Annotated in this window: 28 protein-coding genes and 1 riboswitch; of the genes, 12 read left to right on the plus strand and 16 right to left on the minus strand. The window is 64.8% G+C overall.

Translation table 11 applies throughout. The annotated features are described in order from the left end of the window. Positions 1-114: 114 nt before the first annotated feature. Entirely contained in the window at positions 115-1,254 is a 1,140-nt protein-coding gene (locus tag WKB88_RS08500) for a mannose-1-phosphate guanylyltransferase (protein ID WP_341394096.1), read from the minus strand. Between the two features lie 214 nt (positions 1,255-1,468). Here WKB88_RS08500 and sdhC point away from each other — a divergent pair, with 214 nt between their 5' ends. The 5 genes from sdhC to WKB88_RS08525 all read left to right on the plus strand — a co-directional run bounded on the left by sdhC (position 1,469) and on the right by WKB88_RS08525 (position 5,837). Continuing rightward, entirely contained in the window at positions 1,469-1,849 is a 381-nt protein-coding gene (sdhC, locus tag WKB88_RS08505; RefSeq protein WP_268909661.1) for a succinate dehydrogenase, cytochrome b556 subunit, read from the plus strand. A 3-nt stretch (positions 1,850-1,852) separates the two neighbouring features. Continuing rightward, positions 1,853-2,332: a succinate dehydrogenase hydrophobic membrane anchor subunit gene (locus WKB88_RS08510; RefSeq protein ID WP_341394097.1), complete on the plus strand. Its 480-nt coding sequence runs from the start codon at positions 1,853-1,855 to the stop codon at positions 2,330-2,332. 75 nt (positions 2,333-2,407) lie between these two features. Further along, positions 2,408-4,174, plus strand: coding sequence for a succinate dehydrogenase flavoprotein subunit (sdhA, locus tag WKB88_RS08515; protein ID WP_341394098.1), 1,767 nt, complete (start codon positions 2,408-2,410; stop codon positions 4,172-4,174). After that, positions 4,174-4,950 (plus strand): succinate dehydrogenase iron-sulfur subunit, encoded by a 777-nt coding sequence (locus tag WKB88_RS08520; protein ID WP_341394099.1) that lies wholly within the window; start codon positions 4,174-4,176, stop codon positions 4,948-4,950. Before sdhA ends, WKB88_RS08520 begins: the two co-directional genes overlap by 1 nt. A gap of 98 nt (positions 4,951-5,048) precedes the next feature. Continuing rightward, complete coding sequence (locus WKB88_RS08525) at positions 5,049-5,837, plus strand: alpha/beta hydrolase family protein (protein WP_341394100.1); 789 nt, start codon at positions 5,049-5,051, stop codon at positions 5,835-5,837. On the opposite strand, the gene WKB88_RS08530 is transcribed toward WKB88_RS08525, so the two are convergent. The 6 genes from WKB88_RS08530 to WKB88_RS08555 form a co-directional block, all read right to left on the minus strand. After that, positions 5,834-6,415 (minus strand): 2'-5' RNA ligase family protein, encoded by a 582-nt coding sequence (locus tag WKB88_RS08530; protein ID WP_341394101.1) that lies wholly within the window; start codon positions 6,413-6,415, stop codon positions 5,834-5,836. The two genes, WKB88_RS08525 and WKB88_RS08530, sit on opposite strands and share 4 nt — an antisense overlap. Before the next feature lie 3 nt (positions 6,416-6,418). Further along, positions 6,419-7,453: a tryptophan--tRNA ligase gene (trpS, locus tag WKB88_RS08535; protein WP_341394102.1), complete on the minus strand. Its 1,035-nt coding sequence runs from the start codon at positions 7,451-7,453 to the stop codon at positions 6,419-6,421. A gap of 11 nt (positions 7,454-7,464) precedes the next feature. Next, complete coding sequence (locus tag WKB88_RS08540; RefSeq protein WP_341394103.1) at positions 7,465-8,313, minus strand: exodeoxyribonuclease III; 849 nt, start codon at positions 8,311-8,313, stop codon at positions 7,465-7,467. A 99-nt stretch (positions 8,314-8,412) separates the two neighbouring features. Then, positions 8,413-8,928 carry a hypothetical protein gene (locus tag WKB88_RS08545; protein ID WP_341394104.1) on the minus strand — a complete coding sequence of 172 codons (516 nt, stop codon included), beginning with the start codon at positions 8,926-8,928 and terminating at the stop codon, positions 8,413-8,415. Between the two features lie 71 nt (positions 8,929-8,999). Next, entirely contained in the window at positions 9,000-9,362 is a 363-nt protein-coding gene (locus tag WKB88_RS08550) for a VOC family protein (RefSeq protein ID WP_341394105.1), read from the minus strand. A gap of 71 nt (positions 9,363-9,433) precedes the next feature. Beyond that, positions 9,434-10,186: an SDR family NAD(P)-dependent oxidoreductase gene (locus WKB88_RS08555; RefSeq protein WP_341394106.1), complete on the minus strand. Its 753-nt coding sequence runs from the start codon at positions 10,184-10,186 to the stop codon at positions 9,434-9,436. A gap of 190 nt (positions 10,187-10,376) precedes the next feature. On the opposite strand from WKB88_RS08555, the gene WKB88_RS08560 reads away from it, so the two are divergent. Continuing rightward, positions 10,377-10,931 (plus strand): O-acetyl-ADP-ribose deacetylase, encoded by a 555-nt coding sequence (locus tag WKB88_RS08560; protein WP_341394107.1) that lies wholly within the window; start codon positions 10,377-10,379, stop codon positions 10,929-10,931. Here WKB88_RS08560 and WKB88_RS08565 read toward each other — a convergent pair. From WKB88_RS08565 to glyA, 5 genes are all read right to left on the minus strand, one after another. Then, positions 10,894-11,742, minus strand: coding sequence for an ABC transporter permease (locus WKB88_RS08565; RefSeq protein WP_341394108.1), 849 nt, complete (start codon positions 11,740-11,742; stop codon positions 10,894-10,896). The two genes, WKB88_RS08560 and WKB88_RS08565, sit on opposite strands and share 38 nt — an antisense overlap. Continuing rightward, entirely contained in the window at positions 11,739-12,644 is a 906-nt protein-coding gene (locus WKB88_RS08570) for an ABC transporter permease (RefSeq protein ID WP_341394109.1), read from the minus strand. Before WKB88_RS08570 ends, WKB88_RS08565 begins: the two co-directional genes overlap by 4 nt. Continuing rightward, a complete protein-coding gene (locus WKB88_RS08575; RefSeq protein ID WP_341394110.1) occupies positions 12,637-13,602 on the minus strand; it encodes an ABC transporter ATP-binding protein in 966 nt (321 codons plus the stop codon). The genes WKB88_RS08570 and WKB88_RS08575 overlap by 8 nt, the downstream gene beginning before the upstream one ends. Before the next feature lie 39 nt (positions 13,603-13,641). Next, the gene (locus tag WKB88_RS08580) at positions 13,642-14,535 is read right to left on the minus strand and encodes a bifunctional methylenetetrahydrofolate dehydrogenase/methenyltetrahydrofolate cyclohydrolase (RefSeq protein WP_341394256.1); all 894 of its coding nucleotides are present in this window, start codon (positions 14,533-14,535) and stop codon (positions 13,642-13,644) included. Between the two features lie 143 nt (positions 14,536-14,678). Next, on the minus strand, positions 14,679-15,962 hold the full coding sequence (gene glyA / locus WKB88_RS08585) for a serine hydroxymethyltransferase (RefSeq protein WP_445818889.1): 1,284 nt from the start codon (positions 15,960-15,962) through the stop codon (positions 14,679-14,681). A 104-nt stretch (positions 15,963-16,066) separates the two neighbouring features. Further along, positions 16,067-16,154, minus strand: a riboswitch (ZMP/ZTP riboswitch). Positions 16,155-16,294: 140 nt separating this feature from the next. Between glyA and WKB88_RS08590 the strand changes: the two genes are divergently transcribed. After that, complete coding sequence (locus WKB88_RS08590) at positions 16,295-17,503, plus strand: NAD(P)-binding domain-containing protein (RefSeq protein WP_341394111.1); 1,209 nt, start codon at positions 16,295-16,297, stop codon at positions 17,501-17,503. Here WKB88_RS08590 and WKB88_RS08595 read toward each other — a convergent pair. Beyond that, entirely contained in the window at positions 17,430-17,966 is a 537-nt protein-coding gene (locus WKB88_RS08595; protein ID WP_341394112.1) for a GNAT family N-acetyltransferase, read from the minus strand. The two genes, WKB88_RS08590 and WKB88_RS08595, sit on opposite strands and share 74 nt — an antisense overlap. A gap of 45 nt (positions 17,967-18,011) precedes the next feature. Between WKB88_RS08595 and purU the strand changes: the two genes are divergently transcribed. The 4 genes from purU (at position 18,012) to WKB88_RS08615 (ending at position 21,003) form a co-directional block, all read left to right on the plus strand. Continuing rightward, positions 18,012-18,902, plus strand: a complete 891-nt coding sequence (gene purU, locus WKB88_RS08600) for a formyltetrahydrofolate deformylase (protein WP_341394113.1) — start codon at positions 18,012-18,014, stop codon at positions 18,900-18,902. Between the two features lie 30 nt (positions 18,903-18,932). Beyond that, complete coding sequence (locus WKB88_RS08605) at positions 18,933-19,475, plus strand: gamma carbonic anhydrase family protein (protein ID WP_341394114.1); 543 nt, start codon at positions 18,933-18,935, stop codon at positions 19,473-19,475. Positions 19,476-19,580: 105 nt separating this feature from the next. Next, entirely contained in the window at positions 19,581-20,009 is a 429-nt protein-coding gene (locus WKB88_RS08610; RefSeq protein WP_341394115.1) for a hypothetical protein, read from the plus strand. Continuing rightward, the gene (locus WKB88_RS08615; RefSeq protein WP_341394116.1) at positions 19,993-21,003 is read left to right on the plus strand and encodes a Gfo/Idh/MocA family protein; all 1,011 of its coding nucleotides are present in this window, start codon (positions 19,993-19,995) and stop codon (positions 21,001-21,003) included. Before WKB88_RS08610 ends, WKB88_RS08615 begins: the two co-directional genes overlap by 17 nt. A 164-nt stretch (positions 21,004-21,167) precedes the next feature. Here the strand turns inward: WKB88_RS08615 and WKB88_RS08620 are convergent, their stop codons facing one another. The 3 genes from WKB88_RS08620 to WKB88_RS08630 are packed head-to-tail and all read right to left on the minus strand — an operon-like array spanning position 21,168 to position 22,989. Beyond that, a complete protein-coding gene (locus WKB88_RS08620; protein WP_341394117.1) occupies positions 21,168-21,764 on the minus strand; it encodes a DUF3618 domain-containing protein in 597 nt (198 codons plus the stop codon). Then, a complete protein-coding gene (locus WKB88_RS08625; RefSeq protein ID WP_341394118.1) occupies positions 21,761-22,180 on the minus strand; it encodes a phage holin family protein in 420 nt (139 codons plus the stop codon). The genes WKB88_RS08620 and WKB88_RS08625 overlap by 4 nt, the downstream gene beginning before the upstream one ends. Then, positions 22,180-22,989, minus strand: a complete 810-nt coding sequence (locus WKB88_RS08630; RefSeq protein ID WP_341394119.1) for a hypothetical protein — start codon at positions 22,987-22,989, stop codon at positions 22,180-22,182. The genes WKB88_RS08625 and WKB88_RS08630 overlap by 1 nt, the downstream gene beginning before the upstream one ends. 305 nt (positions 22,990-23,294) lie before the next feature. Between WKB88_RS08630 and WKB88_RS08635 the strand changes: the two genes are divergently transcribed. After that, the gene (locus WKB88_RS08635) at positions 23,295-23,834 is read left to right on the plus strand and encodes a hypothetical protein (protein WP_341394120.1); all 540 of its coding nucleotides are present in this window, start codon (positions 23,295-23,297) and stop codon (positions 23,832-23,834) included. Positions 23,835-23,945 lie beyond the last annotated feature (111 nt).

Here is a 23,945-nt window from a genome sequence, read left to right on the forward strand (position 1 = left end):
ACTTCAAGATTAGCCACTGAGGCTGCTGTTACGGGAACCGTGTGACGCAGTTAAGGGACAGAGCCGTTAAAGGTCACAGCAGTTAGAGGTCCCAGCCGTTAAAGGTCACAGCAGTTAAAGGACATCAGTGTCGCCGCTGGCCTTCAGATGCTCCACGGCTTTCTTGACTTCCTGGGCGTGCTCTTTGGTGGTGACGAGCAGCGCGTCCAGGGTGTCAACAATGACCACGTCCTCAATGCCGATCAGTGCGATGACGCGCTTGGTATCGGACACCACAATTCCGGAGGCGTTTTCCGAGTACACCCGCGCGCCCTCGCCCATCACGGTCAGGGCGCTGTTCTCGGCAGCGGGGTTGAGCCGCCCGATGGCGGCGAAGTCGCCGACGTCGTCCCAGTTGAAGATGCCCGGGATCATGGCAACGTCTCCGGCTGCAGCGGCAGGCTCCGCCACCGCGTAGTCGATGGCAATCTTGGGCAGCGTGGGCCAGACCCGGCGCACCACTTCACGCCGCGCCGGGGTGTCCCAGGCCTCGGCTATTTCCATCAGCCCGCTGTGCAGTTCCGGTTCGTTGGCTTTCAGGTGCTTGAGCATCAGGTCAACGGGGGCCACAAACATGCCGGCGTTCCAGCTGTAGCGGCCGTTTGCCAGGTAGGTGCGGGCAACCTCTGCCGAGGGTTTCTCCACGAATTCGACGACGGCGTGTGCGCTGGGCGCACCGGCAATGTCCAGTGTCTCCCCGGCACGGATGTAGCCGAACCCGGTGGCGGCGTGCGTCGGGTGAATTCCGATGGTGACGATGTATCCCTGGGCAGCCGTGTGGATGGCTTCGCGGACGGCGTCCTGGAAGACATCGACGGGTGCAATCACCTGGTCCGCGGCAAAGGATCCCATGATGATGTTCGGATCCCTCTTATAGAGGATGGCTGCCGCCAGGCCGATGGCCGCAGCGGAGTCCTTGGGCTCCAGCTCCAGCACCAGGTTTTCGCTGGTGATTTCCGGAAGCTGCTTCCGCACTGCCTGGCGGTGCAGGGTTCCGGTGACCACCATGACGCGGTCTCCGCTGAGCGGACGCAGCCGGTCGTAGGTGGCCCGGATGAGCGTGGAGCCGGAGCCCGTCAGGTCATGCAGGAACTTCGGGGCGGCTGCACGGGACAGCGGCCACAGCCGCGTCCCTACGCCGCCGGCCGGAATGACGCCGTAAAAGCGGTCAAAGTCCGCCGAGGAAGGATTGGGTTCTACCGGTTCTGTACTCATCAGAGCCAAGATTAGCCGACGGAACGGCGAGCAGGCCTGAAGCAGGCCCGGGAACTGCGCCCCGATGTAACGAGGGTCACATGATAGGGCCACCTAAATTGAAAGCGCTCTGCGGGGCACCTAGATTATGCTTGAGCTTATATTGCTGTCGCACCGGCGTCATCACTGCGTGGAAGACACGCCAGCGCCGCTGCGTCGCAGGGAGGAAAATTCAGTGTCGAAGTTACCAGCAGGCACTCTCTACCGCGGCCGCGAAGGCCAGTGGTCTTGGGTTGCACACCGCATTACCGGCGTGGTGATTTTCTTCTTCCTTTTGGTCCACGTGTTGGATACCTCGCTGGTGCGAGTATCACCGGAGGCCTACAACGTCGTGATCGGCGCATACAAGAACCCCATCATGGGCCTCGGCGAGCTCGGCCTCGTCGCCGCCATCGTGTTCCACGCCTTCAACGGCGTGCGTGTGATCCTGATCGATTTCTGGAAGAAGGGCCCCAAGTACCAGCGCCAGATGCTGTGGAGCGTTGTCGGTCTTTGGGCTATCACCATGATCGGCTTCTCCATTCGCCACCTTCCCATCGTTTTCGGGGGTCACTAAGCCATGAGCACTACAACTAACGACGCCGCCTCCATTGAGGCCCCCCGCTCCGGCCGCATTGCCCCGAAGTACGCCCGCACTCCGGGCGGCAAAGGCAACTTCGAGATGCTGGCATGGCTGTTCATGCGTGTCTCCGGCGCCATCCTGATCGTCCTGATCTTCACGCACCTCTTCGTCAACCTGATGGTGGGCGACGGCATCCACGCCGTGGACTTCGGGTTTGTAGCCGGCAAGTGGGCCAGCCCGCTGTGGCAGGTCTGGGACCTGGTCATGCTGTGGCTTGCCATGCTGCACGGCACCAACGGCGTCCGTGTCATCATCAACGATTACGCGGACAAGAACACCACGCGGATGACGCTCAAGAGCATTCTCTACATTGCTTCACTCGTGATTATCGTGCTCGGCACCCTGGTCATCTTCACCTTTGATCCCTGCCCCGCCGGCGCTCCCGCTGATCTCCTCGCGGACTTCTGCACGGCGTAGCCGCAGCGTCCGTTCCCCACCGGGGCGCGGACAACACGAACGTTTTTCCAAGTTTCAACAGAAAGAGCATCTGGTATGCAGGTCCATAAGTACGACGTCGTAATTGTCGGCGCCGGCGGCGCCGGTATGCGTGCCGCCATTGAATCCGGCCAGCGCGCACGCACGGCGGTACTGACCAAGCTGTACCCCACCCGCTCGCACACTGGTGCGGCTCAGGGCGGCATGTGCGCAGCGCTGGCCAACGTCGAAGAAGACAACTGGGAATGGCACACCTTTGACACTGTCAAGGGTGGCGACTACCTCGTAGACCAGGACGCAGCGGAGGTCATGGCCAAAGAGGCCATCGACGCCGTGCTGGACCTGGAAAAGATGGGCCTGCCGTTCAACCGCACGCCCGAAGGCCGGATTGACCAGCGCCGTTTCGGCGGCCACACCCGCGACCACGGCAAGGCTCCGGTCCGCCGTGCCTGCTACGCCGCCGACCGCACCGGCCACATGATCCTCCAGACGCTGTACCAAAACTGCGTCAAGCACAATGTGGAGTTCTACAACGAGTACTACGTGCTGGACCTGCTGACCGTCACGGACAGCTTTGGCCAGAAGCGCGTTGCCGGCGTCGTTTCCTACGACCTGGCCAGCGGCGAACTGCACGTCTTCCAGGCCAAGTCCGTGGTCTTCGCCTCCGGCGGTGCCGGCAAGGTCTTCAAGACCACCTCGAACGCACACACCCTGACCGGTGACGGCATGGGCATCGCGTTCCGCCGCGGCATCCCCCTGGAAGACATGGAGTTCTTCCAGTTCCACCCGACAGGCCTCGCCGGCCTGGGCATCCTGCTCTCCGAGGCAGCCCGCGGAGAAGGCGCCATCCTGCGCAACTCCGAGGGTGAGCGCTTCATGGAGCGCTACGCCCCGACCATCAAGGACCTCGCTCCGCGTGACATCGTGGCCCGCTCCATGGCCAACGAAGTCCGCGAAGGCCGCGGCTGCGGACCGAACAAGGATTACGTCCTCCTGGACCTGACGCACCTGGAGCCGGCGCACATCGACGCCAAGCTCCCGGACATCACCGAGTTCGCCCGCACCTACCTGGGCGTGGAACCGTACACGGAGCCGGTGCCGGTCTTCCCGACCGCGCACTACGCCATGGGCGGCATCCCCACCAACATCAAGGCCGAGGTCCTGCAGGACAATGACACGGTTGTTCCGGGTCTGTACGCCGCGGGTGAAGTAGCCTGCGTTTCCGTACACGGCTCCAACCGCCTGGGCACCAACTCGCTGCTGGACATCAACGTCTTCGGCAAGCGCGCCGGCATCAACGCCGCCGAATACGCGCTGACCGCTGATTTCGTGGACCTGCCGGAAGATCCGGAAGCCACCACCATTGCCCTGCTGGACCTGGTCCGCAACTCCGAGGGAACCGAACGGGTCGCTGAGATCCGCCGGGACCTGCAGAACACCATGGATGCCAACATGCAGGTGTTCCGTACGGCGGACACCCTGAACCAGGTGCTGACCGACATTGCCTCGCTCGAAGAGCGGTACAAGAAGATCAGCGTCCAGGACAAGGGCAAGCGCTTCAACCTGGACCTCCTGGAAGCCGTGGAACTGGGCTTCCTGCTGGAACTGGCAAAGGTGATGACTGTGGCAGCCCTGCACCGCGAAGAATCACGCGGCGGGCACTTCCGCGAGGACTTCCCGGAGCGCGACGACGAGAATTTCATGAAGCATTCAATGGCGTACAAGGTTGACGAGGCCGCCAACGCCGAGCACACCGCGGGCATTCGACTGGACACCAAGCCGGTCATCTTCACGCGCTACGAGCCAATGGTGAGGAAGTACTAATGACAACGGAAATTGCGGAGCCGGCCTCCAAGATCGACCTGCCGGAATCTGTGGGCGGGGAAATTCCCTCGTTCGAGATCACACTCAAGGTCCGCCGCTACAACCCGGAGGTATCTGACGAAGGATACTGGGACGAGTGGAAGCTGACCATGTACGGCACGGACCGCGTGCTGGACGCCCTGCACAAGGTCAAGTGGGAGCATGACGGTTCCGTCTCCTTCCGCCGCTCCTGCGCCCACGGTGTCTGCGGCTCCGATGCCATGCGCATCAACGGCCGCAACCGCCTGGCCTGCAAGACGCTGCTGAAGGACCTGGACACGTCCAAGCCCATCCTCGTGGAGCCCATCAAGGGCCTCCCCGTGGAGAAGGACCTGATCGTGGACATGGAGCCGTTCTTCCAGTCCTACCGCGAGATCATGCCGTTCCTGATCAGCAAGGGCCACGAGCCCACCAAGGAACGCCTGCAGTCCGCCGAGGACCGCGAACGGTTCGACGACACCACCAAGTGCATCCTGTGCGCGGCGTGCACGTCCTCGTGCCCGGTGTTCTGGACCGACGGCCAGTACTTCGGTCCCGCCGCCATCGTGAACGCGCACCGTTTCATCTTCGACTCGCGTGACGACGCCGGAGACATGCGCCTGGAGATCCTGAACGACAAGGAAGGCGTGTGGCGCTGCCGCACCACCTTCAACTGCTCCGAAGCATGCCCCCGCGGCATCCAGGTCACCAAGGCCATCGCCGAGGTCAAGCAGGCCATCCTGAGCCGCTCGGTCTAGCAGAACCACCCCCGGCAGAGGCGGCGTCCCCGGTCCAGACGGACCGGGGACGCCGCCTTTCCCATGCCCCCCGCAACTCCCCCGTCTAAGGTAAGTCCATGCCAACGTTTGAATCCGTTTCCTTTCCCGGCGTCAACGACACCACACTGGCCGGCACGATCGATGTGCCCGACGGCGAAACCCGCGGGTGGGCGGTGTTCTGCCACGGCTTCACGCTGGGCAAGAACAGCGCTGCGGCCTCAAGGATCTCCAAGGCCCTGGCCGGGCACGGAATCGGCGTCCTGCGCTACGATGCGGCGGGTCTGGGCGGTTCCAGCGGAGCCTGGGAGGAGGGCACGTTCAGCACCAAGGTGGCTGACATCCAGAGCGCGGTTGACTACCTGCGCGGGCAGGGCCGGAGTGTCTCCCTGCTGATCGGGCATTCGCTCGGCGGTGCGGCGGTCCTGGCCGCCGCCGGGAGCATTCCGGAACTGGATGCCGTGGTGACGATCGGCGCCCCGTTCCGTCCTTCCCACGTCCTCCACCTGTTCGAGGACGAGATGCAGACCATCCGCGACCAGGGATCCGCGCAGGTGGACCTGGGCGGGCGGAACCTGCAGATCCGGGAGGAGCTCCTTCAGGACCTGTCGTCGCATGACCTGAGCGGATGTATCAGCGACCTGCACCTGCCACTGCTCGTCATGCACTCCCCCAGCGACAACACCGTCGGCATCGACAATGCGAGCGAGATTTTCTCGCTGGCGAGGCACCCCCGGAATTTTATTTCCCTCGAAGGCAGCGACCACCTGATGGTGGACCGGGCGCAAACCAGCCGGGCCGCCGACATTATCGCCGCGTGGGCCGCCGTCTATCTGCCAGGAAATGACGGAGCGGCTGAGCCCGGCTAGCCCCGGAGCTCCACTTCCTCGCGGAGCTTCCAGAGGCCGGTGGCATCGTGCTCAAACAAGCCGATCGTGTTCACAGTAAAGCGGGCGCCGTAGTGGCGCAGTGTATGCATGGCACTGTCCATCCCGGCGTCGCTGACGTCGTGGGCCACCGTGACGTGGGGGTGGTACGGGAAGGGCAGATTGCGTGCCAGCGGGCCGCTCTGCATTTCCTTATGCAGGGCCGTGCACTCGTCATACCCTTCATCAAGCCGCAGATATACCACCGGAGAGACGGGGCGGAACGTTGCTGTGCCGCGCAGGGAAACATCAAACGGTGCGTGGTTGGCCGCCACCCTGCGCACGTGTTCGGCTGACGCGTCCCAGTCATCCGTCTCCGTGGTGGTCACCACGGTAATGTGGGCCGGAATAACCGCTGCCATTGGGTCGCCGAAGGAAGCCCTCGCGTTCCGCAGTTCCGTGGCCATCGGCTCCGGAACTGCGATGACGATCCCCACGCAGGTGCACCCGGGCTCGTCAGTAACGCCGTCGACGACGCCGCCGGCGGTATCTGCCTGGACCAGTGGATTCCAAAGACTCATCGGTCAGACCGCGGTGGAGCCCAAAGGTAGGAAGCCTACTTTGTTGTACACATCGGCCAGTGTAACCGATGCCGTTTCCCGCGCCTTGGAGGCACCCACTGCAAGAAGCCGGTCAAGCTCCGCCGGATCCTCGAGCAGGTACAGCGCACGCTCACGGATGGGGCGGATGTGCTCGGTAACAGCCTCAGCCAGATCGACCTTGAGGTGGCCGTACATTTTTCCTTCGTATTCCTTCACCAGCGTGTCCACGCTCTTCCCGGAGACCAGGGAGTAAATGGACAGCAGGTTGGAGATACCGGGCTTGGCCTCACGGTCGAAACGGATCTCCGTACCGTCGTCGGTCACAGCGGACTTGATGCGCTTGGAAATCACCTTGTCCGGGTCCAGCAGATTGATCAGCCCGGCGGGAGACGCGGCGGATTTGGACATCTTCGCTGCCGGATTCTGCAGATCGTAGATTTTGGCGGCAGCCTTCTGGACAAAGACCTCCGGAATGGTGAAGGTCTCGCCGTAGCGGGAGTTGAAACGCTTGGCGAGGTCCCGGCTGAGTTCCACGTGCTGGCGCTGGTCCTCGCCCACGGGAACGCCGTGCGGGTTGTACAGCAGGATGTCGGCGACCTGCAGGATCGGGTAGGTGAACAGGCCCACGGAGGCTGCGTCGGCGCCGAACCGCTGCTGCTTGTCCTTGAACTGGGTCATCCGGGAGGCTTCCCCGAAACCCGTCAGGCAGTTCAGGACCCAGGCGAGCTGCGCGTGCTCGGGAACCTGGGACTGTACAAACAGGGTGGCCTTGTCCACGTCGACGCCGCCGGCAATGTACTGGGCGGCAGTGACGCGCGTGCGCTGGCGCAGATCTGCAGGGTCCTGCGGGACGGTGATCGCGTGCAGGTCCGGGATGAAGAAGTAGGCGTCGTACTCCTCCTGGAGCCGGACCCAGTTCACCAGCGCGCCGAGGTAATTGCCCAGGTGCAGCGAGTCGGCGGAGGGCTGCATCCCTGACAGGATGCGCTGGCGGCCGGAAGCGGTGGATGTGCTCATGGTTTTGACCCTTAGAACTGGTAGTCGACCACTACAGGGGCGTGGTCTGAGAAGCGGCTGTCGTAGGTGGCGGCACGGTCAACGACGGCGGAAACGGCGCGTTCCGCCAATTCCGGCGTTGCCAGCTGGTAATCAATACGCCAGCCGCTGTCGTTGTCGAAGGCCTGGCCGCGCCAGGACCACCAGGTGTAGGGACCGGGAACGTCGCCGGCCAGCTTGCGGGCCACATCGGCGTAGCCAATCTCCTCGCCGAGGAAGCGGTCAAAGTAAGCGCGTTCCTCGGGGAGGAACCCGGCCCGCTTCACGTTGCCCTTCCAATTCTTGATATCCAGTTCGGTGTGCCCGACGTTCAGGTCCCCCACCACCAGAACAAAGTCGCTCTCCTGCTTCAGCGCGGGAAGCCGCTGCGCCATAACGTCCAGGAAGCGGTACTTGTCCACTTGCTTGGGGGTGTCAACCTCGCCGGAATGGACGTAGGCACTGATCACTGTCAGGAGTTTCTCCGCGCCGTCCACCGGGATCTTGAAGTCAGCTTCGACCCAGCGTCCGGACAGGGCAAAGTACTCATCGCCAATGTGTTCACGGGTGGCTGCGGGGGCGATCCGGGAGGCGATGGCCACCCCGGCGCGTCCCTTGGCTTCGGCTTCGGCGTGCAGGATGTGCCATTCGTCGCCGAGCAGTTCGCGGACGACGGCGTCGGGCGCGCGGACTTCCTGGAGGCAGAGGATGTCCACTTCGCGCTCCGCCAGCCAGTCGGCCATGCCCCGCTTGTAGGCGGCACGGATGCCGTTCACGTTCACTGTCGCAATGCGCAGTGCCTTTGCCGGACCGGCTGCTTCTCCTGCTGATGCCAAACTCACGCGAATAACCATACTCCTCAGTAGCAATGCGGTTCATCTTTGACCGCGGCCGCAGTGGGGCCCCTGCGTGCGGTCGTGGGGAAAGCGGGGCGGACGCCGCTAGTCCACCAGGGTGCCCTCAACCGGGCCGCCGTCGGCTTTTTTGATCATTGAACGCGCGTTGTGGGACGTGATTTCGATGGTTTCCAGGGCGCGGCTGACCTGACCCTCGTCCTTGCCGAGGTTGTCACGGATCACGCGGGACTGTACCTCGATGATCTTGAAACTGTGATCCAGCTTCTGGTCGCGGATGGTGGTGGACTCGTCAACAACCTGCACCGACGGCGTTCCTCCCGCGGCACGGGTCAGAGTGTCCTGCGCTTCGGCCAGCTTCGCGCCGGCTTTGCGGGCCGCCCCGCGGACGCTGAAAACTACAAACGCAAACAGGCACAGCCATCCCAGCGAGATGATGACAACCAGCCACCCCACGACGTCGTTCTCATTCGCCGCGAATACCACGGCCACCAGGAAGACGATCAGCATGAGGGTCATGCCGTAGGTCGCCATTTTCTGGCTCACCCCGCGGCGGGCTTTGGACGTGGGCTGCGGCTTATTGCCGTTGGGGAGCGACTGCATGGCTTCATTGTCTCAAACTCGGAGCCCAGCCGTTAAACCGTCCTCCCGGGGCGAAATCGCAGCGCCGGCGGCTACCACGCCACGAGGCAGAAAGGGTGGCCGGCGGGGTCCAGGAAAACCCGGAACGACTCGGTGCCGCTGTCCATTCCGGTGGCCCCCAGTGCCAGGACCTGCGCCTCCGCCAGGTCCAGGTCGGCCACCTTCACGTCCAGGTGCAGCTGCTGCGGAATGTCCTGCCCCGGCCACTGCGGCGGCGTGTAGCCGGACACCTGCTGGAAGGCGAGCGCCGGCCGGTCCGGTGCATCGCCGATGGTGATCCAGGATCCGTCTGCCTCGTGCTCCACCCGGATCATGCCCAGAAGGTCTTCGTAAAAGGATGCAAGCGCGTCCGGGTCGGGGCAGTCAAAGACCGTGGCATGCCAGGATCCGATCATCAGCGTTCTCCTTGCTCGCAGGACGGTGGCCGGCGGGCTCGGACAGCACGGCGGCCGGGTGCAGCGGCAGCTTACTGCGTGGTGTACGCCCCGTCCACGGCGTACTGGGCACCGGTGACAAACGCCGCCCGGTCCGAGAGCAGGAACAGGACAACCTGCGCCACCTCGTCTGCGGTGCCCAGCCTCCCGGCCGGGTGCATCCCCACCAGCGAGGCATAGGCTTCCTCCGGCAGTGCTTCAAGCAGCGGGGTGTCGATGTAGCCGGGATGCACCGAATTGATGCGGATGCCCTGGTTGGCGTAACCCAGCGCCGCAGCGCGTGTCATACCGGTCACGCCGTGCTTGGCGGCGACGTAGGGGACGGCGGTGGCGGATCCGACCAGGCCAAGGATGGAGGACATGTTCACGATCGAACCCCCGCCGGCCTTCTGCATTTCGGGGATTTGGTAGAACATCCCGTAGAACACGGAGTTCAGGTTCACGTCGATAACCCGCCGGTAGCCTTCCAGGTCAATCTCCGTGACCAGGCCCAGCGGTCCGCTGATGCCGGCGTTGTTGAACGCCAGGTGCAGGCCGCCGAACTCGCTCACGGCGGTATCCACCGCGCCTTTGACATCGTCGGCGCTGCCCACATCCCCGACTGACGCCACGGCGGTTCCCCCTGCTTCCGAAATCTGGTTGACCACTGCCTGCGCGGCCTCCAGATCGAGGTCGTTCACCACGACGGCGGCACCTTCCGCAGCCAGCGCGACCGCGGTCGCTTTGCCGATTCCCGACCCGGCCCCCGTCACAAGAGCCGTCTTTCCGTCAAACTGGTCAGCCATGGTCATTCCTCCGGTTTCCGCCCCGGGCGCTGCAGTCGTCAGGGCGATGAGCTTCGGGTGCGGTCAAAGCAGCGGCACCCTCCCGTCCCATGATCCGGCCCCGTTCCCTGTTTCGGAAGGTTCGGCACCGGGACGGAACGCTTTGCTGCCCGACTGGTCCGCCCGCCCGGCCGGGTGGAAGACTGGCCGGATGCAGATACGCATCAGCAACGGAGACATCACCGCCAGCACTGCGGACGCCATAGTGAACGCCGCTAATTCCTCGCTGCTCGGCGGCGGGGGCGTGGACGGAGCGATCCACCGTGCGGCGGGGCCGGGCTTGCTGGCAGCCTGCCGCGAGCTGCGGCGCAGCTCCTGGCCCGGCGGCCTTCCCACCGGCGAAGCCGCGGCCACCCCCGCCTTCGAGCTGCCGGCACGCTGGGTCATCCACACCGTCGGCCCCAATGCCCGGGCCGGGGAAACCGACCCGGCGCTGCTGGAGTCCTGCTTCCGCAGGTCCCTGGACGTTGCCGAAGAACTCGGCGCCGAAACGGTGGCCTTCCCCGCCGTCAGCGCCGGCGTCTACGGCTGGAACCCGGCAACCGTGGCCGAGGTGGCCCTGCGGACGGTTCGGGATTATCCGGCCCGTACAGTCCGGTCCGTGGAGTTCGTGCTTTTCGGCGAACCCACCGAGCAGGTTTTCCGCAGGGCGTGGCAGGAACTGGCTGCTACTTCAAAAACAGGGACCGAAGACGACTCGTCGTGACCACCAAACCCAAACCGATCATGACCACGAAGTAGAGCAGGTGGCCGGCGGTTGCCCAGGTCAGCATGCCCACGCTGAGCTGGCGCATCATTTCCACTCCATGCCAGAGCGGCATCGCCTGAATTACCCATTGGAGGCCCTGGGGGTACACGCTCAGCGGATAGAACGTGGCGGAGAACAGGAACATGGGCAGCATGACAAAATTCACCCACTCCAGCTGCTGGAAGGTCTTCATGCAACTGGTGATCGCCATGCCGAAGGAGGCAAACCCGAAGGCCACCACCACGGCAGCGGGAATCATGAGCAGCGCCCAGGGAGAAGTCACCAGCCCCATGGCCGCCATGACAGCTGTGAAGCCCGTTGCGTACATGGCACCGCGGAGCAGTGCCAGCAGGATTTCCCCGAGTGCGACGTCGAGGGGCCCCAGCGAGGTGGCAAGCATGCCTTCGTAGAGCTTGGCGTAATTAAGTTTGAAGAACACGTTCATGGTGGAGTCGTAAACGGCTCCGTTCATTGCTGAAACGGCCAGCAGTGCCGGGGCAATGTAGTTGGCGTACCCGATCTCTTCGCCGCCCGGGCCGGCAACGGTGCCAATCAGGGAACCCAGTCCAATGCCCATGGCCATCAGGTACAGCACCGGTTCCACGAACCCGCTGATCATGACGGCCCAGTTGCTGCCCCACGTGGCCTTCAGCCCGCGGGCGAACACCGCCCGGATGTTTCGGGCATAGAGGGACCCCAGGAAGCGGCCCTTCGGATCCAGCTGTTCGGGTGCCAGGCGCGGCGGCGCCGTCGTGTTTTCTGCCGTCATTTTCCCAGCCTCCGGGTGAAGTTCCGGCGTGCCAGGACCCAGCCGACAAAGCCGAGAAGCAGCAGATACGCCACGTGGACCGCCGTGAGTGCCGGAGCCTCAATATAGCCGTAGCTGAGGATCCGGCCGAGCTCGGTGGAGTGCCACAGCGGAGAAATCCACCCGATCCAGCGGATGGCCCCGGGCAGGGATTCCAGTGGAAAGAAGGTGCCGGAGAACAGGAACAGCGGCATCACAATGAAGCGCTGCACCATGGCAAACTGCCCCTTGTCCTGCTCCAGGGACGCGCTGTAGGCCATCAGCGGCATGCCGAAGGCCACGCCGCCAAGGATCGCGGTGAAAATCATCAGCCAGGCGGTGCCCGGCTGCTCCACTGCACCGAAGAGCAGCAGGAACACAAAGTACGGGGCGGTGGTGATCAGCATCCGGACCGAGAAGCCGATCAGGTGCCCGTCCACCAGCTGATTACTGGAAAGCGGCGACGCGTTGGGACCGTAGTAAGTGCGCTGCCATCTGAAGCCGCCCATCACCATGTAGGTGTTTTCTTCGGCCGCCACCATGATGGCGGCGGTGGCCAGCAGGGCCGGAGCCACGAAGACGAGGTAGGAGACCGTGGTCCCGTCGCCGGCGTCGAACGTCGCGTCACCGGTGTCCACCAGCGACGCCAGCCCCACGCCCATACCAAAGAGGTACACCAGAGGGGTGCCCACCGCCGTCATGAGCACGGTCCACCCGTAGCCGCGCATGCGCCGGATCCAGTGCTCTGCGTAGTAAATGGCACCAAAGCGCCGGGTCCGGGATGCGGTCTGCTCCGGTGTCAGCGGAGAGCGCAGTCCCAGCACGGGATGCCGGTTTGCCCCCTCTTCCCCCGCCGGCGCGCCTGAAAGCTGGCGCTCAGTCAATGAGGCTCCTACCGGTAAGCCGGAGGAACACGTCTTCCAGGGAAGAGCGGCGCACCAGCGAGGTGATGGGATGCAGCCCGCGGGAGCTGACCCCTTCCAGGGCCGCCTCGCCGTCCTCTGCGTAGATAAGGACGCGGTCCGGGAGCGTTTCGATCCGGCTCCCGATTCCTTCCAGTTCACCTGCCACCGTGGTGTTGCGCTCAGAACCAAAGCGCAGTTCCAGCACTTCCCTCGTGGAGTGCTCACGGATCAGGGCAGCAGGAGATCCTTCCGCCATGATCTTGCCCTTGTCCACCACCACCAGGCGGTCACAGAGCTGCTCCGCTTCATCCATGTAGTGGGTGGTCAGGATCAGCGTGACCCCGGCTTCCTTGAGCCGGAACAGCCGGTCCCAGAGGATGTGCCGCGCCTGGGGGTCCAGGCCGGTGGTCGGTTCGTCCAGCAGCAGGATCTTGGGATCATTGATCAGCGACCGTGCGATGGTCAGCCGCCGCTTCATTCCGCCGGAGAGGGACTCAATCCGGTCCTTGGCCTTGTCCGTCAGCTGGGCGAATTCCAGCAGCTCGTCGGCCTTGGGCCCCAGGTAACTCTTGGGCAGGCCGAAGTACCGGCCGTAGGCCAGGAGGTTTTCGCGCACACGCAGGTCTTCATCCAGATTGTCCTGCTGCGGCACCACCCCCAGGTGGGCGCGCACCTCGGGTCCGTACCGGTCCGGGTCCAGTCCCATGACGGTGAGGTCGCCGGACGTGCGCGATGACACGCCGCCGATCATTTTCATGGTGGTGGACTTGCCGGCGCCGTTGGGGCCGAGGAGCCCAAAGGACTCCCCCGCCGGGACGTCGAAGCTGATGCCGTCCACGGCATGGAAATCGCCGTAGGTCTTGCGGAGGTTCCGGGCTGAGATGACGGTGGAGGAGGCGGTCTTGGGGACAGTCGGGGCTGATGTGATCTGCGGCACTCGAACAGCGTAGTGCACCAGCCCCGACCTGAGGAACAGTTAGGCGAGGATGCCCGCTGCGCGCTCAGCCGCCTCCACCACGTTGGAGAGCAGCATGGCCCGGGTCATGGGCCCCACTCCCCCCGGGTTCGGGGAAATCCAGGACGCGACGTCGGCCGCGGCTTTCTCCACGTCGCCGGTGAGGGTGGTCTTGCCCGTCTCGGGGTCGGTGACCCGGGTGACCCCCACATCCAGGACAATCGCTCCGGGCTTGAGATCCTCGGCCCGAATCATTTCCGGGAACCCAGCGGCAGCCACCACCACGTCGGCTTCCTGCAGGTGCGCATAGAGGTCCACCGTTCCGGTGTGCGCCAGGGTGACCGTCGCGTTGATCGGGCGGCGGGTGAGCAGCAGGCCCAGCGGCCGGCCGACGGTCACGCCGCGGCCCACCACCAGCACCTTTTTCCCGTTGAGCGAAATGCCGTTGCGCACCAGCAGCTGGACAATCCCGTGCGGAGTGCAGGGCAGCGGCGACGTCATGGGTTCGCTGACATTCAGCACGAGGCGTCCCAGGTTCACCGGGTGCAGGCCGTCGGCATCCTTTTCCGGAGCGATGCGTTCCAGGATGGCGTTGGTGTCAATGTGCGCCGGCAGCGGCAGCTGGACTATGTAGCCGGTGGTGGCCGGATCCCCGTTCAGCTCGTCGATGACCTTTTCCAGGTCTTCCTGGCTGATGTCTGCCGGCAGGTCGCGGCGGATGGAGTTGATGCCCACCTGCGCGCAGTCCTTGTGTTTGCCGCCCACGTAGGAGTGCGAGGCGGGGTCATCGCCCACCAGCACGGTTCCCAGCCCCGGGGTGACGCCGTGTTCGTCCTTCAGGACCGCCACGCGCTGCGCCAGTTCATCCTTGATGTCCTTCGCAGCCTTGCGGCCGTCCAGGATCTGAGCGGCCACGGGAGTGCCGAAATCGGTCTTTTCCTTCTTCTCCCAGCCCAGGTTCACACCGTTTTCCTCGGTCTCTTCAGGGGAGCTCTCCGGGGTGCCGGTGTTCTCCGCCGTGATGGAGCCTTCCATGTTGGTTCCCTTCTCCATGCTGATTACCACTCTTCCTGTCCCGGATACAGCGGGAAATTCTCGGCAAGCGCGGTGACCCGCGCCCGCAGTGCCTCGACATCGGGGGACGGTTTCAGGGCGGCCGCAATGATCTCGGCCACCTCGGTGAACTCCCGGGCACCGAAGCCGCGGGTTGCCAGGGCGGGAGTGCCGATGCGCAGTCCGGAGGTGACCATCGGCGGGCGGGGATCAAACGGAACCGAGTTGCGGTTCACGGTGATTCCCACGGAGTGCAGCAGATCCTCGGCCTGCTTGCCGTCCAGGGCGGAGCGGCGCAGGTCAACCAGGATCAGGTGGACGTCGGTGCCGCCGGTGAGGACGGACACCCCGTGTTCGGCGACGTCCGGCGCGGTGAGCCTCTCGGCGATGATCCGTGCGCCCTCGAGAACGCGTTCCTGCCGTTCCCGGAACTCCTCGGAGCCGGCAATCTTGAAGGCCACGGCCTTGGCAGCGATGACGTGCATCAGCGGCCCGCCCTGCTGGCCGGGGAAGACGCTGGAGTTCAGCTTTTTGCCGTACTGCTCCTTGGCCAGGATCACTCCCGAGCGGGGGCCGGCCAGGGTCTTGTGCACGGTGGAGGTGACGACGTCGGAAGCCGGCACCGGGTTCGGGTGCAGGCCGGCGGCCACGAGGCCGGCGAAGTGCGCCATGTCGGTCCACAGCAAGGCGCCCGCCTCATCGGCGATGGAGCGGAAAGCCTCGAAATCCAGCTGCCGGGGATAGGCGGACCATCCGGCTACGATGACCTGCGGGCGTTCGGCCAGCGCCTGCTCCCGGACCTTGTCCATGTCCACGCGGCAGGTCTGCTCGTCCACGCCGTACGCTGCAACCTCATAGAGCTTGCCGGAGAAGTTCAGCTTCATGCCGTGGGTCAGGTGCCCGCCGTGGGCCAGGTTCAGGCCCATCAGCTTGTCACCCGGCTTGATCATGGCGGCCAGCGCCGCCGCGTTGGCGGATGCACCGGAATGCGGCTGGACGTTGGCGAACTCGGCGCCGAACAGGGCCTTGACCCGTTCGATGGCCAGATTCTCGGCAACGTCAACGTGCTCGCAGCCGCCGTAATAGCGCCGGCCCGGATATCCTTCGGCATATTTGTTGGTCAGGACCGATCCCTGGGCTTCCAGAACCGACCGCGGCGCGAAGTTCTCCGACGCAATCATTTCCAGGGTGTTGCGCTGGCGGGCCAGTTCATCATTCAGGACGGCGGCAATTTCCGGATCGACGTCGGATAACTTCGCGTCGGTCACGGACTGGGTGGACAGTCTCACAAGGATCTCCTGGGAAAGGGGTTCTATGGGTCAGGCTACCTGCTGGCACCCCCGCACTCGTTGAAGAACGGGAGCGTCCGGGCATGCAAACAGAGGGTGGCTTGACCTCCGGCCCAGGCGTGCGATCCGTGGTCTGTGATGCTTGGCCGCTCCCTGGTGGTGGTCCACCTAACGCCAGTTGCGACTTTTTCATCGTACCGGATCAGGTGCGGCGGACACCCCTGTGTGTCGTATCCGGACTCGGAAGCGCCTGCGGAATTGGCACTGCGGAATAGGCACCGGGTGCTCGCCGGTTGAAGCAACCAGGGAAGGACCGAATGAAGGGCAGGCGGATGGTGCAGGAGCAAACTGTTGACGTGGCGGTGATTGGAGCCGGCCAGGCCGGGCTGAGCGCCGCCTATTACCTGCAGCGCCGCGGGCTGGCAGCCGGGTCCGGGTTTGTGGTGCTAGACGCGAACGAGGGGCCGGGCGGGGCATGGCGGCACCGGTGGGATTCGCTGACGCTTGGTTCCGTCCACGGCATCCATGACCTGCCGCGCTCGGCGCTGGGCACTCCGGATCCCCGGGAGCCGGCGTCTTCCGTCGTCAGCCGGTACTACGGAGACTACGAGGCCGAATTCGGGCTGAACGTGCAGCGCCCGGTGCGGGTGCTCAAGGTCTCTGCCACGGGGGACGGACACAGGGACGGACACAGGGACGACCACGGGGACGGACACGGCGGCGGGCTGCTGCGGATCGACACCGACAGCGGAGCATGGAAGGCACGGGCCGTCATCAATGCCACCGGAACGTGGGACAAGCCCTACTGGCCCCGCTATCCCGGGCAGGAGAACTTCGGCGGACTCCAGCTGCACACCCATGATTTCCGCAGCGCCGCGGATTTCGCCGGCCGCCGCGTGCTGGTGGTGGGCGGCGGAACCTCCGCGCTCCAGTTCCTGCTGCAGCTGAACGACGCCGGTGCGCAGACGGTCTGGTCCACCCGCCGCCCGCCCGAGTTCACCCGGACGCCCTTTGACACGGAATGGGGCCGGGAGGTCGAACAGCGGGTCAGCGAGCGCACCCGCGCCGGGCTTCCTCCACTGAGTGTCGTGGCCGCCACCGGGCTGCCGCTGACGCCCCAATACCAGGCAGGGATCGACGACGGCGTCCTCGTCTCCCGCGGTCCGCTCACCCGGATCACGGCGGACGGAGTGGTCTTTGCCGACGGCAGTACCGCCGAGGCGGACGTTATTCTCTGGGCCACGGGCTTCCGGGCGGCTCTGGATCATCTGGCGTCCCTGCGGCTGCGCGAACCCGGAGGCGGTATCCGCATGAACGGACCGCAGGTGCACAGGCTTCCGCAGTTGTTCCTGGTGGGTTACGGCGAGTCTGCTTCTACGCTTGGCGCCACGCGCGCGGGGCGGGCTGCCGCGACGGCTGCCCTGGACCTGCTGGGCGCCGGGGTCTCCGGCCGCCCGGGCCAGGCCGCTATTCCACGTCCTCCCAGGAGAACTCAGTCCGGCTCCCCCGCTCCCAGTCGCGGCGCAGTATCGCGTACGTGACCGAAGCAATCCGTCCGCCCTCGTCCAGCTGCCAATCCTCACGGTAGTGGGCTTCCTTGAGGAACCCGGCACGCAGGAAGGTCTTCCGCATGGCGATGTTGTCCTCCCGGGTCCGCCCCGCAAACCGGTGGGCCTCCGGCTGGCCGGTAAAGACCATGGAAGTCAGTGCCTGCAGAACCGGCACCCCGGTGCCCTGGCCCCGGGCTTCCTCCACCAGCCGCAAGTCAAAGGTCGGACACTGGCTGCCCAGGCGCTCCACGATCACCAGCCCCAGCCGCTGGTTGTCTCCGTACACCCAATAGGTGCGTACGCCGTCGGCGTCAAAACGCCCGTCCATCACCAGCTGACGCACCAGCTCCTCCGACGGCGCGGTGATCCGGTGGTACGGAAAACTGTTGGTGGTCAGGAACTTGACCAGCTCCTCGACGTCCTTATCGGAGAGCAGCATGAAGGTTACGTCCATTTCCTTAGCCTAAAGGAGGGCCCCGCCGGCGGGTAACCTTGAAGGGTGACCGACTTTCCCGCTTCCTCCGCTGTCTCGGCCCCCGCCCCGAGCTCTTCCGCCTACACGCTGACCCTGTCCTGCCCGGACCAGCCCGGAATCGTCCATGCCGTTTCCGGCGGCCTTGTCGCCGCCCGCGGAAACATCACCGAGTCCCAGCAGTACGGCAGCCAGGAAACCGGTACCTTCTTCATGCGCGTCGACTTCACCGCGCCCGGAACGCACGCCGAAGTGCGGGACACCCTGGCGCCGGTGGCCCGGGAATTCGGGATGGAGTGGCAGCTGCACGCCGCCGGAGCGCCGGTACGGACCCTCATCATGGTCTCCAAGTCCGGGCACTGCCTGAATGACCTGCTCTTCCGCCAGCGTGCCGGAACGCTGCCCATCGAGATCCCGGCCATCGTGTCCAACCATCAGGACCTGGCCGGGCTGGCTGCCTTCTACGGCGTTCCCTTTCACCACATCCCGGTGGAGCCGGGCCGCAAGGAAGCCGCGGAAGACCAGCTGCGGGCGCTGATGCAGGACCTGGACATCGAACTCGTGGTTCTTGCCCGCTATATGCAGATCCTCAGCAACGAGTTGTGCCGCGACCTCTCCGGCCGAGCCATCAACATTCATCATTCCTTCCTGCCCTCGTTCAAGGGTGCCCGGCCCTACCACCAGGCTCATGCCCGGGGCGTAAAACTCATCGGCGCCACCGCGCACTATGTCACGTCCGATCTGGACGAGGGGCCGATCATCGAACAGGAAGTCATCCGGGTGGACCACGCCCGGTCAGCGCCGCAGCTGGTCGCACTGGGGAGCGACGTCGAAGGCCGGACCCTGTCCAAGGCTGTGCAGTGGCACGCCGAGCACCGCGTGCTGCTGGACGGAAAGCGGACCATCGTCTTCAACTGATGCCGGTGCCGCTCCGGCTAGGCTAACCGCATGGCTAACGTTATTTCGCTCCGGGGCAGCACCCCGGACATTGACCCGTCCGTTTTCCTCGCTCCCACAGCTTCACTCATCGGCGACGTCGTTATGGCGCCCGGGTCCAGCGCCTTCTACGGCGTCTGCGTCCGCGGGGACTCCAACGCCATCCGCGTCGGTGCCGGCAGCAATCTGCAGGACAACGTGGTGCTCCACGCGGACCCCGGCTTTCCCACCACTGTGGGCGAACGCGTCAGCATCGGGCACAACGCCGTGGTCCACGGCTGCACCGTCGAGGACGACTGCCTGATCGGCATGAGCGCAACCGTCATGAACGGGGCCGTTGTGGGTACGGGTTCCCTCGTGGCTGCCGGCGCCGTGGTCCTGGAAGGCACCATCATTCCGCCGCGCTCCCTGGTGGCCGGTGTCCCCGCCAAAGTGCGGCGTTCCCTCACCGACGAGGAGTTCGCCGGGGTGCAGGCCAACGCCGCCAATTACCTTGTCACGGCAGCGGCACACCGTGATGCGCTGCAGGCAGGGCAGGGCGCCCGCAGCCATTAGCGCGGGTGCGTGCCCCGCGGGCCGTCGCGCTGTTGACGACGGCCCCGGGCCGGGGTTTAGCTGTGTAGCCAGAGGCAGCGACAATGAAGTCCCCGGGAGGCACTCATGCCGGATCACCCGACCATCCTGGCAAGGCGCTCCGTCACCAAGGAGTTCCCCGGGGCCAAGGCCCTTTCCGATGTGTCCCCCACCGTCCGCGAGGCGAAGAGCGATGACTCCGCTGCAGCCCTGAAGGAGATCGAGCGGATCGCCGACTCGATCACGAAGATCCGCGACGGACGGTCTATCGGGACGATCGACGTCGCCCGCGACGGGGCCGACGAGCCTTGGATGGTTCGGCCGGACAGCCGGTGCCGATCGTCACCGGCCAGCTGGGCCGGCTGCATGCACGACCGAACCGCGCGTCTGTTTCTCAGAGAAGAGGACCATGAACGTCCCGCACATTCCCGCTCCTCCCTGCGCAGCTGCGGGGGCTCCCAGTCCGATCCGGAAAACCGGGCGAACCCTGAGGTGGGGCGTGGTGGCGACGGGTGACATTGCCGCCAAGGTCACGGAAGATATCGCCCGCCTCGAAGATGCCGTCCTGCAGGCCGTGAGCTCGCGGCACGAAGCATCTGCTGTGGATTTTGCGGACCGTTTCGGGATTACCCGTGCCTGCTTCGACAACGAAAGGGGGAAGGGATACCGCCAGCTGATTGATGACCCGGCGGTTGACGTTGTCTATGTTGCTGCTCCGCATGCGCAGCACTATGAGATTTCCAGGGCTGCGCTAATGGCCGGAAAACACGTGCTCTGTGAGAAATCCCTGACCATCAATGCCCGGGAGGCTGAGGATCTGATCGGTATTGCGTCCGCCCGCGGGCTTTTCCTGATGGAGGCGGTGTGGACGCGGTTCCTGCCCTGCGTCAACCGGGTCTGGGAGATCATCGCCCGCGGGGAGCTGGGCGAAGTCCAATGGGTACAGGCGGATCTGGGATTCCAGGCTCCGGCCGGCAGCGGCAGCCGGCAGCTGGATCCCCAGGCAGGAGGCGGAGCCCTGCTGGATCTTGCCGTATATCCCCTGACGCTGGCCGTGGGAGCGCTGGGGTTTCCGGACGGCGTCTCAGCCGTGGGCACCCTGACCAATGACGGTGTCGACCGGCAGAATGCCCTGCTCCTGACGTATCCATCCGGTGCCGCCGCCCAGCTGATATCGTCGCTGGTTTCCTTGGGCACCCGCACCGCCACAATTTGCGGGACCAAGGGGTGGCTGCGGACCGGTGCGCCGCTGCATAATCCGGTGGAGCTGACTGTCACTCCCCATCGGGGGGAGCAGCGGGTCGAGCGGTTTCCCCAGATCGGCAACGGTTACACCTATGAGCTGCGCGAAGCCACCCGCTGCATCCAATCCGGCCTGCCTGAGTCCCCCACCATGAGCTGGGACCATTCGCTGCAAACCATGCGCCTCTTTGACCGGGCACGCGCACAGATGGGGGTGCACTACACGAACGACGGCGCCGCATCGCTTCCGGGCCCGCGCAGCGCCTAGCTGCTCAGCGGGTCTAACTGCAGCGGGTCTAACTGCGGGTCTAACTGCGCAGCTAGGCCCAGCTGCTCCCGGATTCGAGCACCAACGAAGAAAGCGGCCCCGCGGACAGCGGGACCGCTTTCTTCGTTGGTGCGGTGTGCGATTTCGGCCAGCGGCAGGACTGATCAGGCGTTGCGGACGTTGTCCTGGGCATCGGTGGCTTTGCTCTTCACATCGCCGGCAGCGCCCTGGCCCTCCTGCTTGACGTTCTGGGCAGCCTCAGTGGCGGTCGCCTTGACGTTCTCCATGGCTTCCTGCGCGGGTTCCTTGAGGCCCTGCGCCATTTCCTTGGCTGTATCAGTGACCTGCGTCGTCAGGGGCTCCGCTGCTGTCTTGATGTTGTCTGCGGCAACGCGCTCCTTCTCACTGGCGGGAATCAGAGAAGCCGCCAGAAGCCCGGCGCCAAAGGCGATCAGGCCGGCAGCAATGGGGTTTCCCTGGGCCCTCGCGGTGAGCTTCTGAGGCGCCTCGCCCACTGCCGATCCGGCGCGCGAGACGCCGTCGGTTGCTGAACCGGTGCCGGACTGAACCTTGTCCGTCATAGAATCTGCAGCTCCCATCACTTTGTCCTTGACGCCGGAAACAGCGTCCTTCATCTTGTCGGTCTGCCGCTGAACAATGTGGGACGGGGTGACCTTGTCAGCTACGGCGTCCACGTTGGTTCCAAGCCGGCGGCGGGTCTCTTCAATGTCTGCTCGTATTGCGTCGGGGTTTTCGCTCATCGTGGGTCCTCATTCGGTTTAAGGGTTCCGGGAATTTCCTGAAGGGTCTCCGACGTCTGGGGCATGCCCTTGATCTTCCGCATCTCAGTACGTCCGCGCATCGCGAGGACCGCGGCGATAATTCCCCAGATCAAGGCCACCACGAGTCCTGACCAGCCGAGACCGATCAGGTGCCCGAGAGCCTGCCAGAGCGCAATGGAGAGAAACAGGAGGACAAAGTAGCCGGCCACTGCGGCACCGGCGAACATGCCTGCGCCTTTACTCGCGCGGGTGGCGGACTGCTTCAGCTCGACCTTCGCCAGTTCCACTTCCTGACGCATCAGAGTGGACATATCCTGCGTCACTTGACCGAGCAGATCTCCCAGAGACGTACTCTCGGCCTTTGTGGGGGGCGGTTCAGGGATTTCTGTGCTCATCAGTGCCGACCACCGCTAAACGGATCACTGGCACGGGTCCCCGATGCCGGCAGCTGGTCATCCGATACCGGCGGCTGTCCTGCGGGATGCGTGGGTTCCGTGGCGAACGGGTCGGCTGCCACTCCCCCCGCGTTGACAGTTCCCGTTCCGGCGTAGGTGGGCTGGGTAGGAGGCTCGGGAGGATAAATCGTCTCGGGCGTTGTTACCGTTCCCGTTCCCGTTCCCGTTCCCGTTCCCATTCCCGCTCCGCGGCCGGCAGTGGAGGGGCTCTCGGGAACCCCTGCGCTCAGCCCCTTGTTCAGCCTGCCGGCCAGGAACCCGGCACCGGCAGCGATGGCAAGGAACGCGACCGGCCGCTGCCGGGCGAAGGACTTCACTTCGTCGACCAGGGAGCCGGGGTTGCGGTTGTCGAGCCAGGAGGCAACGGAGGATGAACGTTCGGCTGCCTGCCGGACCAAGTCCGAAGCAACGCCGGGCTGATCGGAATTATCCGCCATGGACTGCAGCTCGCCTGCCACGGAGCGGAGACCTTCAGCGACCTTCTGCTGCTGGACACCGGCCTGGTTGGTCAGATCACTCCGGGCCTGGTCAAACAGGTCCCGGGCGTTGGCGGTCACTTCAGAGGCAACTCCGGCGGCCTCGGACTTGGCTGTTTCCGCTACGTGCTGCGCGCTTCCTGCGGCGTCCTGTGCGAGACCAGCAGCCTGTTCCTTAGCTGCGCCCGCTTTGGCGGACGTGGCATCGGATGAATTGTCCTGGGCCGTGGTTGCGGCATGACTTCCGTCTCTGGGCCACTCGTTTTCCGTCATCGTCACTCTCTTTCATGAATCGTTGCGGATGAAGAATCAGAATCCTTGCCGATGAAGATCAGCTACACCGAACACACTCGATAATAAGCACACTTAGTACCCATTAGTAAAGCCGAAGTAAGCACACTTAGGGTTTTTTGTTAACCCTTGGCCACACCCTGTGTGGTAGCCCTGCCGGACGGGCCCGGCACCCTTGTGGAGCTCCGGGAGCACGTGGTTTGCTGGCGGCCTGACCGGCGCTCCGGGCGTCGGTTTACTCAGTCCCATCCAATGCTCAATCCGATCCGAAGCAAGAGGAGATTCCAGTGGCAGGAAATTTGTTTGCCCGGTCCGTGCATGACCTCACCGCGGCCGCGTGGTTCGGAGGTTCGCTCATGGGAGCCATTGGGCTCAACGGCGCGGCCGCCGAGGCCAAGGACCCGGCAGAGCGCACCCGGCTCTCCAGTCTGGGGTGGAAGAAATGGGCCCCTGTTCAGTCAGCCGCGATCATCTCGCATTTCGTGGCCGGGCTGGCGCTCGTCGGGGACAATAAGGGCCGCGTCGCAAAGCAGGAGGGAGTCGGGTCGGCAACCATCTATAAGACCGGCGTTACCGTGGTTGGTGCACTGGTGACCCTCTACGCCGGCATCGTCGGGCGGAAAGTGGAAAAGTACTCCGAAGAGGGTGCGGTGGGCGCAACCGAACCGCACCCCGCCGCCTCCAAGGAACTGCAGTCCGCCCAGCGCCAGCTGAAGCTGCTGCAGTGGTCCATCCCGCTTTTCTCCGGCGCAGTGATCGTCATGGGCGCCCAGCACGGTGAAATGCAGCGGGCCAGCAACGTCCTCCAGGGCCTCTTGCGGTCCTAGAACCGGCGGATCCCGGCCGGGAGATTCCGCCCGGCCGGGACAGCCCGACAGGCCGGACGTCATTTTCCTTTCCGGGCCCGACTTTTTCGGGTTTCCCCGCTCTGCACGCTA

The sequence above is a fragment of the Arthrobacter sp. G119Y2 genome (assembly GCF_038069765.1).
In the GTDB taxonomy this organism is placed as follows: domain Bacteria; phylum Actinomycetota; class Actinomycetes; order Actinomycetales; family Micrococcaceae; genus Arthrobacter_B.

Excerpts from the sequence above, each read along its gene's own strand:
- WKB88_RS08500 (WP_341394096.1), bottom strand. The coding sequence starts at position 1,254 with ATGAGTACAGAACCGGTAGAACCCAATCCTTCCTCGGCGGACTTTGAC.
- WKB88_RS08510 (WP_341394097.1), top strand. The coding sequence starts at position 1,853 with ATGAGCACTACAACTAACGACGCCGCCTCCATTGAGGCCCCCCGCTCC.
- sdhA (WP_341394098.1), top strand. The coding sequence starts at position 2,408 with ATGCAGGTCCATAAGTACGACGTCGTAATTGTCGGCGCCGGCGGCGCC.
- WKB88_RS08520 (WP_341394099.1), top strand. The coding sequence starts at position 4,174 with ATGACAACGGAAATTGCGGAGCCGGCCTCCAAGATCGACCTGCCGGAA.
- WKB88_RS08525 (WP_341394100.1), top strand. The coding sequence starts at position 5,049 with ATGCCAACGTTTGAATCCGTTTCCTTTCCCGGCGTCAACGACACCACA.
- WKB88_RS08530 (WP_341394101.1), bottom strand. The coding sequence starts at position 6,415 with ATGAGTCTTTGGAATCCACTGGTCCAGGCAGATACCGCCGGCGGCGTC.
- trpS (WP_341394102.1), bottom strand. The coding sequence starts at position 7,453 with ATGAGCACATCCACCGCTTCCGGCCGCCAGCGCATCCTGTCAGGGATG.
- WKB88_RS08545 (WP_341394104.1), bottom strand. The coding sequence starts at position 8,928 with ATGCAGTCGCTCCCCAACGGCAATAAGCCGCAGCCCACGTCCAAAGCC.
- WKB88_RS08550 (WP_341394105.1), bottom strand. The coding sequence starts at position 9,362 with ATGATCGGATCCTGGCATGCCACGGTCTTTGACTGCCCCGACCCGGAC.
- WKB88_RS08555 (WP_341394106.1), bottom strand. The coding sequence starts at position 10,186 with ATGGCTGACCAGTTTGACGGAAAGACGGCTCTTGTGACGGGGGCCGGG.
- WKB88_RS08560 (WP_341394107.1), top strand. The coding sequence starts at position 10,377 with ATGCAGATACGCATCAGCAACGGAGACATCACCGCCAGCACTGCGGAC.
- WKB88_RS08565 (WP_341394108.1), bottom strand. The coding sequence starts at position 11,742 with ATGACGGCAGAAAACACGACGGCGCCGCCGCGCCTGGCACCCGAACAG.
- WKB88_RS08590 (WP_341394111.1), top strand. The coding sequence starts at position 16,295 with ATGGTGCAGGAGCAAACTGTTGACGTGGCGGTGATTGGAGCCGGCCAG.
- WKB88_RS08595 (WP_341394112.1), bottom strand. The coding sequence starts at position 17,966 with ATGGACGTAACCTTCATGCTGCTCTCCGATAAGGACGTCGAGGAGCTG.
- WKB88_RS08605 (WP_341394114.1), top strand. The coding sequence starts at position 18,933 with ATGGCTAACGTTATTTCGCTCCGGGGCAGCACCCCGGACATTGACCCG.
- WKB88_RS08610 (WP_341394115.1), top strand. The coding sequence starts at position 19,581 with ATGCCGGATCACCCGACCATCCTGGCAAGGCGCTCCGTCACCAAGGAG.
- WKB88_RS08620 (WP_341394117.1), bottom strand. The coding sequence starts at position 21,764 with ATGAGCGAAAACCCCGACGCAATACGAGCAGACATTGAAGAGACCCGC.
- WKB88_RS08625 (WP_341394118.1), bottom strand. The coding sequence starts at position 22,180 with ATGAGCACAGAAATCCCTGAACCGCCCCCCACAAAGGCCGAGAGTACG.
- WKB88_RS08630 (WP_341394119.1), bottom strand. The coding sequence starts at position 22,989 with ATGACGGAAAACGAGTGGCCCAGAGACGGAAGTCATGCCGCAACCACG.